This is a genomic window from Streptomyces sp. NPDC046860 (genome assembly GCF_040645115.1).
Taxonomy (GTDB): Bacteria; Actinomycetota; Actinomycetes; order Streptomycetales; family Streptomycetaceae; genus Streptomyces.
Genome location: NZ_JBEYXQ010000023.1, coordinates 84,357 through 96,309 on the forward strand (window position 1 = coordinate 84,357; position 11,953 = coordinate 96,309).

An 11,953-nucleotide genomic window follows, 5' to 3' on the forward strand; every position below is an offset into this window, starting at 1 on the left:
CGGGGCCCTACCTGGGGGCAAAGCTACACACTTGCCGCGAATCTCGCCCCCAAAGCCCCTTCCGCACCGCTCATCCGCCGGTCAGCGCCCGGCGCAGCCGCCCCTCGTCCACCCGCCAGAAGGTGTGCTGCTCGCCGTCGACCAGGACGACCGGGATCTGCTCCCAGTACTGGTCGTACAGCGCGCGGTCCTCGGTGATGTCCCGGCCCTCCCAGGGCACGCCGAGCTCGCCGCACACCTTCTCGACCACAACCTGCGCGTCGTCGCACAGATGGCAGCCGGGCTTGCGGACCAGGGTGACCAGTCGCTCCTGAGGGGCGGCCTTGCGCCGGAAGAGGGGACTCATGCGGGCCATTCTCGCGCCCCGCACCACCCCCTCCCCCCCCTCGCCCGGGGCGGCGAGGCCACCCAGAGTTCACATCCTCCGAACCTCTCCGCTCCGGAACCACCGAACGGACTGGCTATGCTCACGCCATGGCCGCTCTTGGATGGCTCACCCCCCGTAGGCGCTCCGCCACGGCGCGGAGCGTGTTGGCAGGCGAGGCTTCCGCGGAGGCCGCCCGCAAGTCCTCGCAGGAACACCCGGAACCCGAGGGCGCCGGGCCCGAACCGGAGTTCCCGGTGCTCGGCGACGACCGGGCCGCCGCCTTCTTCGATCTCGACAACACCGTGATGCAGGGCGCCGCGCTGTTCCACTTCGGGCGCGGTCTGTACAAGCGGAAGTTCTTCGAGACCCGCGACCTCGCCAAGTTCGCCTGGCAGCAGGCGTGGTTCCGGCTGGCCGGGGTCGAGGACCCCGAGCACATGCAGGACGCCCGCGACTCCGCCCTCTCCATCGTCAAGGGCCACCGCGTGGCCGAGCTGGAGACGATCGGCGAGGAGATCTACGACGAGTACATGGCCGACCGCATCTGGCCCGGCACCCGCGCGCTCGCCCAGGCCCACCTGGACGCGGGCCAGAAGGTGTGGCTGGTGACGGCGGCCCCGGTGGAGATCGCCCAGGTCATCGCCCGCCGCCTCGGCCTCACCGGCGCGCTCGGCACGGTCGCGGAGTCGGTCGACGGCGTCTACACCGGCCGCCTGGTCGGCGAACCGCTGCACGGCCCGGCCAAGGCGGAGGCGGTGCGCGCGCTGGCCACCGCGGAGGGGCTGGACCTCTCCCGCTGCGCCGCGTACAGCGACAGCCACAACGACATCCCGATGCTCTCCCTGGTCGGCCACCCCTACGCGATCAACCCGGACGCCAAGCTGCGCCGGCACGCCCGCGACAAGGACTGGCGGCTGCGGGACTACCGCACCGGCCGCAAGGCGGCCAAGGTCGGCATCCCGGCGGCCGCCGGTGTCGGCGCGGTGGCGGGCGGCACGGCCGCGGCGATCGCTTTGAGCCGTCGCCGGCGCTGACTCCCGGATCATCCCCAGGCCCGCCCGAGAGCGTCATGTGCGGGTCCCGCGCGCCCGAATTATGCATCTCGCCCTCGAACACGCCTCAGCTTTCACAGAAATCAGCCCAGTTTCGATCAACAAGCGATCAGATTCGGCAAGTTGAACTGTCGCCAATCGCTAACACAGGCGACCTAATCGACGATTTGAGCAACTGGGTGTAGCAGGGTCTACACGAAGCGTTATTCTCCTCAGACGCAAACCGGTACCCCTCCGTCGCTACGACGGGTGAAAGGTCCCGTACTGCACGTGATGGAAGCTCTGCCTCTGGGAGTCCCGTGTACCCACACGTCGGGGTTGACGCCTCGGGCCTGGCTACGCTGCGCGCAACTGTCGCAACGGTCAAAGACGCGCTGCGCGGCCTCGTCCCCACCGCGCACACCGTCCCCGCCTTCGCCGGCGCGGCACCCCTCGGCCCGTGCTACGCACTGGCCGAACGCGGTGCCGCGGTCGGCAGACGAGCCCGCTCCACGAGCGCGCCCGTCGCCCGCCGCCCGGCGGCGGACAGTGACAGCGCCCGCATGATGGACCTGGTCGAACGCGCCCAGGCCGGTGAGGCGGACGCGTTCGGCCGCCTGTACGACCAGTACAGCGACACCGTGTACCGGTACATCTACTACCGGGTGGGCGGCAAGGCCACCGCCGAGGACCTGACCAGCGAGACCTTCCTGCGCGCCCTGCGCCGGATCGGCACCTTCACCTGGCAGGGCCGCGACTTCGGCGCCTGGCTGGTGACGATCGCCCGCAACCTGGTCGCCGACCACTTCAAGTCCAGCCGCTTCCGGCTGGAGGTCACCACCGGGGAGATGCTCGACGCCAACGAGGTCGCGCGCTCCCCCGAGGACTCCGTACTGGAGTCGCTCTCCAACGCGGCACTGCTCGACGCGGTGCGCCGGCTCAACCCCCAGCAGCAGGAGTGCGTGACACTCCGCTTCCTCCAGGGACTGTCGGTCGCCGAGACCGCGCGGGTGATGGGGAAGAACGAGGGCGCCATCAAGACCCTCCAGTACCGGGCCGTGCGCACCCTCGCCCGGCTCCTGCCGGAGGACGCCCGCTGAGGGCGGCCGCCCCGCGACGTACAGCGACGACCAACTCACGCTCGGTGAAAGTGAGTTGGTTTCGCGATCCGGCGGGCCGCCGTCCGTAACCCAAGTGCCGAGCCGCTCGTTGTGCGGGATACAGGCTCCCTGTGGTCACTTCCTGGCCCACCTTGATCGCTCGATCGGGTGGTTGTGGCCATGGGCGTGCAACCCTCAGGAGACCCCCTGGGGAGTCGACCGTCATGACGAGAGGAGGTGCCGCCAGTGATTGCGAACGTATCGGCGCACCGGCGGGCGAACGCCTTCGCCCAGGCCCTGGAGGAGCAGTCCGACCGGGACACGGCGGCCGAGCACGCACACCCGGCGGGACCACCGCCCACCGAGGGCAGATCCGAGCAGGGTGAGCTGCTGGCCCTGGCCGACGGCCTCGCCGAGCTGCCCAAACCGCAGCTCGACCCGGAGGTCAAGGTCGTCCATCGGGCCCAACTGGTGGCCGCGATGGAGGCCATGCTCCAGGAGGGCACCCTGGGCGCAACGGCCCCGGCGCAGGTGCCCGAACAGCGTGCCCCCGGCCGGGGCGCGCACCGGGCGAGCCCGCTCGGCAAACTGCGCCCGAAGTCCCGGCTGGCCAAGGGACTCACCGCGGGCGGCCTCAGCGTGGGCGTGGCCGCCAGCGCCTTCGGCGGAGTGGCCGCGGCCAGCTCCGAGGCCCTGCCCGGCGATTCGCTGTACGGCCTCAAGCGCGGCATCGAGGACTTCCAGCTCAACTACCTCAGCGAGGGCGACGGCGAGCGCGGCCAGGCGTATCTGGACCACGCCTCCACCCGGCTCAACGAGGCGCGCAGGCTGATGGAGCGCGACCGGAGCGGCCGGCTGGACCACGAGTCCATCGGCGAGATCCGCCGCACCCTGTCCGGCATGCGCAACGACGTCACCGAGGGCCACCGCCTGCTCCACGCGGCCTACGAGGCGGACCCCGACTCCCTCGGCCCGATCCAGGCCCTCTCCGCCTTCTCCCGCTCGCACCGCGAGGCATGGAGCACCCTGAGCGACCGGCTCCCGCTCCAGCTCGGGGACGTGAAGGACGAGGTCTCGTCGGTCTTCGACGCCATAGACGAGGAAGTCGCGCCGCTGGAGTCGCTGCTGCCCAAGCCCCCCGCGGGCAAGGGCGACGACCGTCAGGGCGGCGAGCGTCCCGGCGTGGCTCCCACCGGCTCCGCCGACGGCCACCGGTCCGGCTCCCCGAGCACCGGTGGCACCCCGTCGGCGAAGAAGGACAGCAGCCCCGGCACCCCCAGCGGCTCGGCGGGCGACGAGAGCGGCGACGGACTGCTCGGCGGCAGCACGGGCGGCCTGCTGGACCCGCCGAAGACCGGTTCCGAGGACGGTTCGCCGTCCGCGGGCAAGTCGTCCACCCCGTCCGGCAAGCCGGACGTCACCCTCCCGCCGCTCCTGCCGGGCCTGCTGCCCGGCCTGGGCATCGACAGCGAGGACGCCCAGTAGCGGCCCGCACGACACGAAGGACGGGGCGCCCCTTTCCGAGCAGGGGCGCCCCGTCTTCGTGTGCGTGGCGTCAGAAGAACACCGAGCGCCGCTGCACCAGCAGCTTGTACAGCGTGTGCTGGATCTGTTCGCGGACCTGGTCGGTCAGGTTGAACATCAGCATCGGGTCCTCGGCCGCCTCCGGCGGATAGCCGTCCGTCGGGATCGGCTCGCCGAACTGGATCGTCCACTTCGTCGGCAGCGGGATCGCGCCGAGCGGCCCCAGCCAGGGGAAGGTCGGCGTCAGCGGGAAGTAGGGGAAGCCCAGCAGCCGCGCCAGCGTCTTGGCGTTGCCGATCATCGGGTAGATCTCCTCGGCGCCCACGATCGAGCACGGGATGATCGGCACCCCCTGCCGCAGCGCGGTGGAGACGAACCCGCCCCGGCCGAACCGCTGGAGCTTGTACCGCTCCCCGAACGGCTTGCCGATCCCCTTGAACCCCTCCGGCATGACCCCGACCAGCTCGCCCTGGCCGAGCAGCCGTTCGGCGTCCTCGGTGCAGGCGAGGGTGTGACCGAGCTTGCGGGCCAGCTCGTTGACCACCGGCAGCACGAACACGAGGTCGGCCGCGAGCAGCCGCAGATGCCGGCCGGCCGGATGCCGGTCGTGCACGGCGACCTGCATCATCAGCCCGTCCAGCGGCAGCGTCCCGGAGTGGTTGGCGACGATCAGCGCCCCGCCCTCGGCCGGGATGTTCTCGACGCCCTTCACCTCGACCCGGAAGTACTTCTCGTACACCGGGCGCAGCAGGGACATCAGGACCTGGTCGGTCAGCTCCTCGTCGTACCCGAAGTCGTCGACGTCGTAGTCGCCGGTGAGCCTGCGGCGCAGGAAGGCGAGGCCGCGGGCGACGCGCTGCTCGAGGGCGTCGGCCTCCGCGTGGGCTCCCGGCCGCTCCCCGGCCGGGGGCTCGCCGGCGGGCGACTCCTCGTGCCGGGCGCCTCCTCTGGTGGGCAGCGGCTGGACCGCGCCGGGCCGGCCGCCCGGGCTCCGGCGGCGCTGCGGCCGCTGCCCCGAGCTCCCGCGGGACCGGTCGTCGTCGAACGGAATGACCTTGGCGTCCGCCATGGTTGCTGCGCTCCTCAGTTGGCGCCGGGCTGCGGAAGGGGGGCGCCGCGCCCAGCGGTCAGCGCGGCGACCCGGTCGACGGCCTCCGCGAGGGTCCCGGGCGGCAGCAGCCCCGGACCCTGGCCGCGCGCGAAGTCCGCGAACGTCTGAGCCGTCGTGTACGTGGGCGAGAACCCGAGGGTCTCGCGCATCTGGGCGGTGTCGACCACCCGGCCATGCGTGAGCAGCCGGATCTGCTCGGGTGAGAAGTCCGTCATACCGAGGGTACGCACCAGCGACCCCGCCCAGGTGACCGCGGGCAGCAGCAGCGGCACGGTGGGCCGGCCGAGCCGGCGCGAGGCCTGCGAGAGCAGCAGCACCCCGTCGCCGGCGATGTTGAAGGTGCCGCTGTTGAGGGTGCCCCGGCGCGGCTCGTGCGAGGCGATCCGCAGCACCTCGATCACGTCGTCCTCGTGCACGAACTGCAGCCGGGGGTCGTAGCCGAACACGGTCGGCAGCACGGGCAGCGCGAAGTAGGAGGCGAGCGGGGTGTCCGCGGTGGGGCCGAGGATGTTGGCGAACCGCAGCACGCACACCGCGACGTCGGGGCGGCGCCGGGCGAACCCGCGCACGTACCCCTCGACCTCGACGGCGTCCTTGGCGAAGCCGCCGCTGGGCAGCGACTTGGCGGGGGTGGTCTCGGTGAAGACGGCCGGATCGCGCGGGGCGGAGCCGTAGACGTTGGTGCTGGACTTCACCACCAGCCGCTTGACCGCCGGTGACTTCTGGCACGCGCCGAGCAGCTGCATGGTGCCGATGACGTTGGTCTCCTTGACCGTGGCCCGGCTGCCGCCGCCCAGGGCGGTACCGGTCACGTCCATGTGGACCACCGTGTCGGCGCCGGTCTCGGCGAGCACGCGGGCGACGGTCGGCTGCCGGATGTCGGCCTGGATGAACTGCGCGCCCCCCAGGTCGTGCGCGGGCGGCACGGCGTCCACGGCGATCACCCGGTCCACCTCCGGGTCCCGCTGGACGCGCCGCACGAACCGGCCGCCGAGCTGCCGGGCGACTCCGGTGACGAGCACGACCTTTCCCAAGACCAGCGCCTTCCTTCCGACCTCGCGCGAGCGCACGCGGGCACCGCGTCCTCGTCCGCGTTCCCCGTGTGCGGCCAACCTATCGGGTCGGTGTGACGCCGAGGTGTCCCGCCGAGGCCCGAAGTGGCGGAATCTGCCCGGTCGGAAGACACCGGGCGTCCCGGCCCGCGTCCGGACATGCCGGTGGCCCCCCGCCCTTCAAGGACGGGAGGCCACCGGGGACGCGTCTTCGCGCGGTGCCGCTTACTTCTTGTTGCGGCGCTGAACGCGCGTGCGCTTGAGCAGCTTGCGGTGCTTCTTCTTGGCCATCCGCTTACGCCGCTTCTTGATAACAGAGCCCACGACTACCCTCGCTCACTTCTCATGACTCGGTTGCTGGGCGCCATGGGCCCATACGACCTACGAGGGGTCAGCCTACCCGCCCGAGCGCCGTGGTCGTAATCGAGGGGTTGTTCCGGGATCCACCGGACCGCCGTCAGGCCGTTTCCACCCCCACGTAGCTCTCGCGCAGATACTCGTGGACCGCTTGCTCGGGGACGCGGAACGACCGCCCCACCCGGATCGCGGGCAGATGACCGCTGTGCACCAGCCGGTACACGGTCATCTTCGAGACTCGCATCACCGAGGCGACCTCCGCCACGGTAAGGAACTGAACCTCGTTCAGAGGCCTTTCGCCAGCAGCCATGACACACCTGAACCTTCCGCACTCGACGGCCACCGGCTTCCCCTTCCGGTGACTCTTCGTCGTTGCGTGCTCACTCCCCAGACTAGGGGCGGGTGATGCGAATGGGGAAGAGGTGTCCCCATCGGCGTCCTACTGTGACAGACACGCTCGTTTGAGTACGTAGCGGGTGAGCGGGCGGTAGTGACCAGACCGCACGGCGTCATCAAGCGGAACGACGACGGACACCGTCCCCTCGGCCTCGCCGACGAAGGGCGCGGGGTCGTCGGAGTCGGCCAGCCCGATCGCCTCGAACCCGAGCTGACCTGCACCGCAGACCCACCCGTGGTCCCCGACCACCAGCCCCGGCAGCGGCCCGCCGGCCTCCGCCGCGGCGGCCAGCGCGAGCCGAACCGGGAGCGGGGAATGGCTGTGCGCGCCCGGCTCACCACCCCGGCGCCCGCTCGCCGGTTCCCGCACCAGGGCAACCCCTCGTACGTAGTCGAGGTGGTGCGTACGTAGACCGAACCGGGTCAATATGTCGACACAGCGACCCTGCGCCGGGGTGAGAACCTCACATCCCGCCGCCGACACCGCGTCCGCGAGCGCGGCGTAGAAACCGAGTAGCTGCCGCGGATGCCCGGTGCCGAACAGCACCGGCACCCCCCGCCGCGCCGCGCCGGCGATCGCCCCCGCGAACGCGTCCAGCGCGGCCAGCGTCCGCTCCGGGTCGATCACGTCCCGGCCCGACGTGTGCCGCGGATCGGCCGAGACCCCGCACCGGTCCGCCATCAGATCGAGCAGTTCACGCTGCCCCCAGTGCCGTTCGGGATCGATCCCGATCAGCGCGCGGGGGTCACGCGCGGCGAACAGCCGGTAGTTGCGGAGACTGTCCTCCCGCGTGGTGGCGACCTCCCCGGCGAGACGGGCCGCCAGCAGGTGCGCACGCAGGGCACCGATGTCCGACACGGGTGCGATCGTGGCCCATCGAAGGGCCGCCCGGAAGCGGAACGGACGAAGACCGCACGGTTGGCGTAGTGGCCGCCCGAACCGCCCGCTCAGGCCAGCAGACCGCGCAGCGGGAACACCGACCGCCGGGTGGCCAGCACCGCCTGGTCGAGCCGGTCGGCCGGGTCGTACCCCGACTCCCAGGCCGCGTACCCCACCGGCCAGCGCCCGTCCGTCATCCGCTGCGGACCCAACTGCCTCGTCCGTGCGTACACTTCCTGCCGCCAGCCCTCCGGGATCACCGTCTCCGGCGCGATCTCCCGCCCGGCCGCGATCGCCACCAGATGCGTCCACGACCTCGGCACCACGTCCACCACCGCGTACCCGCCGCCGCCCAGCGCCAGCCACTTGCCGTCCGCGTAGGTGTGCGCGAACTCGTGACAGGCCACCTGCACCGCCCGCTGCGCGTCCAGCGAGACCGCGAGATGCGCCAGCGGGTCCTCGAAGTGCGTGTCCGCCCCGTGCTGCGACACCAGCACCTGCGGCCGGAACTCCGCCAGCAGCTCCGGCACCACCGCGTGGAACGCCCGCAGCCACCCGGCGTCCCCGGTCCCGGCGGGCAGCGCCACGTTCACCGCCGAACCCTCGCCCGCACCGGCACCCGTCTCCTGCGGCCACCCGGTCGCCGGGAACAGCGTCCGCGGATGCTCGTGCAACGAGACGGTCAGCACCCGCGGGTCCTCCCAGAACGCCGCCTGCACCCCGTCCCCGTGATGCACGTCCACATCCACGTAGGCGACCCGCTCCACGCCCAGCTCCAGCAGCCGGGCGATGGCCAGCGCCGCGTCGTTGTACACACAGAACCCGGACGCCCCGCCCGGCATGGCGTGGTGCAGCCCGCCCGCGAAGTTCACCGCGTGGTCGGCGTCCCCCCGCCACACCGCCTCGGCCGCCGCCACCGACTGCCCCGCGATCAGCGCCGACACCTCGTGCATCCCGGCGAACGCCGGATCGTCGACCGTCCCCAGCCCGTACGACCCGTCCGCCGCACCCGGATCGGCCGACGCGGCGCGCACCGCCTCGATGTAGTCCTCCCGGTGCACCAGCCGCAGCGTCGACTCCCCGGCCGGCTTGGCCGCGACGATCTCCAGCTCCCGGTCCAGGCCGAGAGCCGCCACCAGCTTCCGGGTCAGCTCCAGCCGCACCGGAGCCATCGGATGGTCCGGGCCGAAGTCATAGCCCGTTACTGCCTCGTCCCACATCAGCTGTGCGCGGCCGCTCATGCCCGCCACCGTATCGGTCGCCCCCGGACGCGAACGACCGGGCGTACACCGTCGTCACCAGCACGAGTGCCATCGGTACGAGCATCGCGCCCCGGTAGCTCCAGGCGTCCCCCAGCGCCCCGACGAGCGGCGAACCCACCAGAAAACCGACGTAGTTGAAGATGTTGAGCCGCGCGACCGCCGCGTCCGACGCTCCCGGGAACAGCCGGCCCGCCGCCGCGAACGTCTGCGGCACCAGCACGCACAGCCCGATCCCCAGCAGTGTGAACCCGAGCATCCCCACCCAGGCCCCCGGCGCCACCGCCACCACCGCGAACCCGCAGGCCGCCAGCAGCGCCCCCACCCGCACCACCGCCACGGCCCCGAACCGCCGCACCCCGACGTCCCCGACCGCCCGCCCCACCAGCGTGGTCACCATGTACACGTTGTAGGGGACCGTCGCCAGCTGCTCCGAGCCGCCCAGCACGTCCTTGAGGTACTTCGCGCTCCAGTTGGAGACCGTCGAGTCCCCGATGTAGGCGAACGTCATCACCAGACACAACGGCAACAACAGCCGGAAGGCGACCCCTTGTGCCTCACCGGCCCCCTCCGGCTCCCCCGCCCCGTCGACGTACCACCGGCTCCCCACCAGCACCGCGGGCAACAGCACCGCCACCACCGGGAGATACGACACCCACAGCGCCAACTCCTCGTGCGCGCCCACCCAGGCGAGCGAGGCGCCCAGGATTCCCCCCAGGCTGTAGGCCGCGTGGAAGCTGAGCATGATGCTGCGCCCGTACGCCCGCTGCAGACTCACCCCGAGCATGTTCATGGAGGCGTCCAGCATCCCCACCGACAGACCGAAGATGCCCAACGCCACGGCCAGCGCGCCCACTTGGCTCCCGGACCCCACCCCGAGCAACGCCAGCAGCACCACGGGCTGGGACCAGCGCAGCAACCCGCTGGGACGCACCCGCCGCACCAGCCGCTCGGTGACCACGCTTCCGACCCCGGCCAGGACCGGCACCGCGGCCAGGAAGACGGGCAGCAGCGCGTCGGACACCCCGTACCGCTCCTGCACGGCCGGGATACGCGTCACCAGCAGGGCGAACGCGACCCCCTGCGTGAAGAAACCGAACGCCAACGAGGCCCTGCCGCGCCGCAGCACTCCAGTCATGGCGGCGAGCGTAGGGCCCCGGCGATGCGCTGAACAGATCCGGCCAAAGATGAGTTGCGCTCATCTTCGGCCGGGAAGCGCAGAGAGAGAACGAGGGGGGAGAGGGGAGAGCGAGGAGGGAGAGCGGGTCAGACGGCGGCCGCGGCCTCCCGGCGCGACACCGGCTGGGGCTGACCGCAGGCCGCCCCGTCGCACCCGTTCGCGGTCTCGGCGGCCAGCAGCCGTCCCATCGGGCCGGCCCCGAACGCGCCGCTCACCATGAAGGTCACCGTCATCATCACGGCCACCAGCACCCCGCCCAGCCACACCATGGTGTCCACGGGGACGACGTACGCCCCCACCACCCGGGCCACGCACTCGAGGAGCAGCGCCACACCCCACACGAGGGAGAACACCCGCTCCCGCCCCCGGAAGTCCGCCGACCCGGCCGCGGTGCCGTCGGCCAGCCGCTGCCAGGCGGCCTCCCTGGCCTCGTCACCCTTGACGAGGAACGGCTTCACCCCCGCGGTCATCATCGGGCGCCCGAGCGCCACGGAGACCAGGATGCCGACGGCCACCGTGCTGCTGACGGCCCCGTCCTTGGCGAGCATCATCCTCGGGTCCCCCGAGACGAAACTGAGCGCCAGCCCGGCCACGTTCACGGTCAGGATGAGCAGCGCCAGCCCGTTGGCCGACCGCTTCCGCACGACACTCCACACGGTCCGCAGGGCGGGCCCGACACTGCTCCAGGCCAGAGCGGCGAAGGTGCTCGCCCCGAAGACCTCCTTGAGGACGTAGTACGAGCCGAGCGGCAGCGCCACATCGATGAGGAGCGGCTTGAAGTTGTCGAGCGCGCTCGGCCGGCGCCGCTGGTCCTGGCCCTGGTTCCCCGTGTTCTTCGTCATGCCCCCAGCCTGGCCGCCGAGGGGGTCCGGCCGACAGAAACGATCGTCCGGAGCTGCACATGACATCCGTCAGGTCCGCCCGGTGCGGACGGTCACACCAGCAGGTCAGCCAACTCGCCCATGCTGCCGAAGAGTTGCGTGGCACCCGCGAGCTTCTCCGGTGGGGTCATCGCGGTGAACCCGTACACGTCCATCCCGGCCGCCACGGCCGCCTGTACGCCCAGCGGGGAGTCCTCGACGACCAGGCAGCGCTCCGGGGCCACTCCCATCCGCTCGGCGGCGTACAGGAAGAGGTCGGGATCGGGCTTGCCCCGGCCGACGTCCTGCGAGCTGAAGATGCGGTCGTCCGTGAACCACCGGTCCAGCCCGGTCACCCGGTGTCCGACGCGAATCCGCTCATGGCTGCCGGAGGAGGCCACACAGTACGGAACCCCGTCGGCGGCGAGCTTCTCCAGCACTCCCCCGACGCCGGCGACGGGACGCAACTCCCGCTCGAAGGCCGCGAACACCCGTGCGTGGAAGACGTCGTCGAAGTCCTCGGGCAGCCGCTCCCCGGTCCGCTCCCGCACCAGCTCGTGCACGCGGTGCATGGCGGAACCCATGTAGTCCCGGAGGGACTCCTCGTACGTCGTCGGGTGCCCCAGCTCGGTCAGGTAGGCGGCGAGATGCCGGTTGGAGATCGGCTCACTGTCGACCAGGACGCCGTCGTTGTCGAAGAGGATGAGGTCGTAGCGCATATCTCCGACCCTAAATGACCCCGAACGCAGAAAACCCCCGCACCAAAGGTGCGGGGGTTTTCCCTAAAATTAGTTCGGCGGCGTCCTACTCTCCCACAGGGTCCCCCCTGCAGTACC

13 protein-coding genes are annotated in these 11,953 nt (G+C 71.6%); 3 read left to right on the forward strand and 10 right to left on the reverse strand.

The genetic code is table 11. The features are described from left to right. Positions 1-70: 70 nt before the first annotated feature. On the reverse strand, positions 71-346 hold the full coding sequence (locus ABZ898_RS26200) for a glutaredoxin family protein (RefSeq protein ID WP_361663650.1): 276 nt from the start codon (positions 344-346) through the stop codon (positions 71-73). Between the two features lie 128 nt (positions 347-474). Between ABZ898_RS26200 and ABZ898_RS26205 the strand changes: the two genes are divergently transcribed. The 3 genes from ABZ898_RS26205 to ABZ898_RS26215 all read left to right on the forward strand — a co-directional run bounded on the left by ABZ898_RS26205 (position 475) and on the right by ABZ898_RS26215 (position 3,983). Then, positions 475-1,401, forward strand: coding sequence for an HAD-IB family hydrolase (locus ABZ898_RS26205; RefSeq protein WP_361663653.1), 927 nt, complete (start codon positions 475-477; stop codon positions 1,399-1,401). Positions 1,402-1,718: 317 nt separating this feature from the next. Further along, positions 1,719-2,498, forward strand: a complete 780-nt coding sequence (locus tag ABZ898_RS26210; protein ID WP_361663655.1) for an ECF subfamily RNA polymerase sigma factor, BldN family — start codon at positions 1,719-1,721, stop codon at positions 2,496-2,498. A 246-nt stretch (positions 2,499-2,744) separates the two neighbouring features. Then, the gene (locus ABZ898_RS26215; protein WP_361663658.1) at positions 2,745-3,983 is read left to right on the forward strand and encodes a DUF5667 domain-containing protein; all 1,239 of its coding nucleotides are present in this window, start codon (positions 2,745-2,747) and stop codon (positions 3,981-3,983) included. A gap of 70 nt (positions 3,984-4,053) precedes the next feature. Here ABZ898_RS26215 and ABZ898_RS26220 read toward each other — a convergent pair whose 3' ends face one another. From ABZ898_RS26220 to ABZ898_RS26260, 9 genes are all read right to left on the reverse strand, one after another. Continuing rightward, positions 4,054-5,091, reverse strand: a complete 1,038-nt coding sequence (locus ABZ898_RS26220) for a lysophospholipid acyltransferase family protein (protein WP_361663661.1) — start codon at positions 5,089-5,091, stop codon at positions 4,054-4,056. 14 nt (positions 5,092-5,105) lie between these two features. Next, entirely contained in the window at positions 5,106-6,167 is a 1,062-nt protein-coding gene (locus ABZ898_RS26225; RefSeq protein WP_361663664.1) for an NAD-dependent epimerase/dehydratase family protein, read from the reverse strand. A gap of 243 nt (positions 6,168-6,410) precedes the next feature. Then, positions 6,411-6,509, reverse strand: coding sequence for an AURKAIP1/COX24 domain-containing protein (locus tag ABZ898_RS26230; protein WP_003948845.1), 99 nt, complete (start codon positions 6,507-6,509; stop codon positions 6,411-6,413). A gap of 133 nt (positions 6,510-6,642) precedes the next feature. After that, positions 6,643-6,852, reverse strand: a complete 210-nt coding sequence (locus tag ABZ898_RS26235; RefSeq protein WP_093781815.1) for a helix-turn-helix domain-containing protein — start codon at positions 6,850-6,852, stop codon at positions 6,643-6,645. A gap of 129 nt (positions 6,853-6,981) precedes the next feature. Beyond that, positions 6,982-7,797, reverse strand: coding sequence for a phosphatase (locus ABZ898_RS26240; protein ID WP_361663667.1), 816 nt, complete (start codon positions 7,795-7,797; stop codon positions 6,982-6,984). Positions 7,798-7,886: 89 nt separating this feature from the next. Further along, on the reverse strand, positions 7,887-9,059 hold the full coding sequence (locus ABZ898_RS26245) for an acetoin utilization protein AcuC (protein ID WP_361663670.1): 1,173 nt from the start codon (positions 9,057-9,059) through the stop codon (positions 7,887-7,889). Further along, entirely contained in the window at positions 9,010-10,215 is a 1,206-nt protein-coding gene (locus ABZ898_RS26250; protein ID WP_361663673.1) for an MFS transporter, read from the reverse strand. The genes ABZ898_RS26245 and ABZ898_RS26250 overlap by 50 nt, the downstream gene beginning before the upstream one ends. Before the next feature lie 128 nt (positions 10,216-10,343). Further along, complete coding sequence (locus ABZ898_RS26255; protein ID WP_361663676.1) at positions 10,344-11,099, reverse strand: VC0807 family protein; 756 nt, start codon at positions 11,097-11,099, stop codon at positions 10,344-10,346. A gap of 92 nt (positions 11,100-11,191) precedes the next feature. Next, the gene (locus ABZ898_RS26260) at positions 11,192-11,836 is read right to left on the reverse strand and encodes an HAD family hydrolase (protein ID WP_361663679.1); all 645 of its coding nucleotides are present in this window, start codon (positions 11,834-11,836) and stop codon (positions 11,192-11,194) included. Between the last annotated feature and the right edge of the window lie 117 nt (positions 11,837-11,953).

Coding starts and splice junctions, on each gene's coding strand:
- ABZ898_RS26235 (WP_093781815.1), bottom strand. CDS start 6,852: ATGGCTGCTGGCGAAAGGCCTCTGAACGAGGTTCAGTTCCTTACCGTG.
- ABZ898_RS26200 (WP_361663650.1), bottom strand. CDS start 346: ATGAGTCCCCTCTTCCGGCGCAAGGCCGCCCCTCAGGAGCGACTGGTC.
- ABZ898_RS26220 (WP_361663661.1), bottom strand. CDS start 5,091: ATGGCGGACGCCAAGGTCATTCCGTTCGACGACGACCGGTCCCGCGGG.
- ABZ898_RS26205 (WP_361663653.1), top strand. CDS start 475: ATGGCCGCTCTTGGATGGCTCACCCCCCGTAGGCGCTCCGCCACGGCG.
- ABZ898_RS26245 (WP_361663670.1), bottom strand. CDS start 9,059: ATGAGCGGCCGCGCACAGCTGATGTGGGACGAGGCAGTAACGGGCTAT.
- ABZ898_RS26260 (WP_361663679.1), bottom strand. CDS start 11,836: ATGCGCTACGACCTCATCCTCTTCGACAACGACGGCGTCCTGGTCGAC.
- ABZ898_RS26255 (WP_361663676.1), bottom strand. CDS start 11,099: ATGACGAAGAACACGGGGAACCAGGGCCAGGACCAGCGGCGCCGGCCG.
- ABZ898_RS26250 (WP_361663673.1), bottom strand. CDS start 10,215: ATGACTGGAGTGCTGCGGCGCGGCAGGGCCTCGTTGGCGTTCGGTTTC.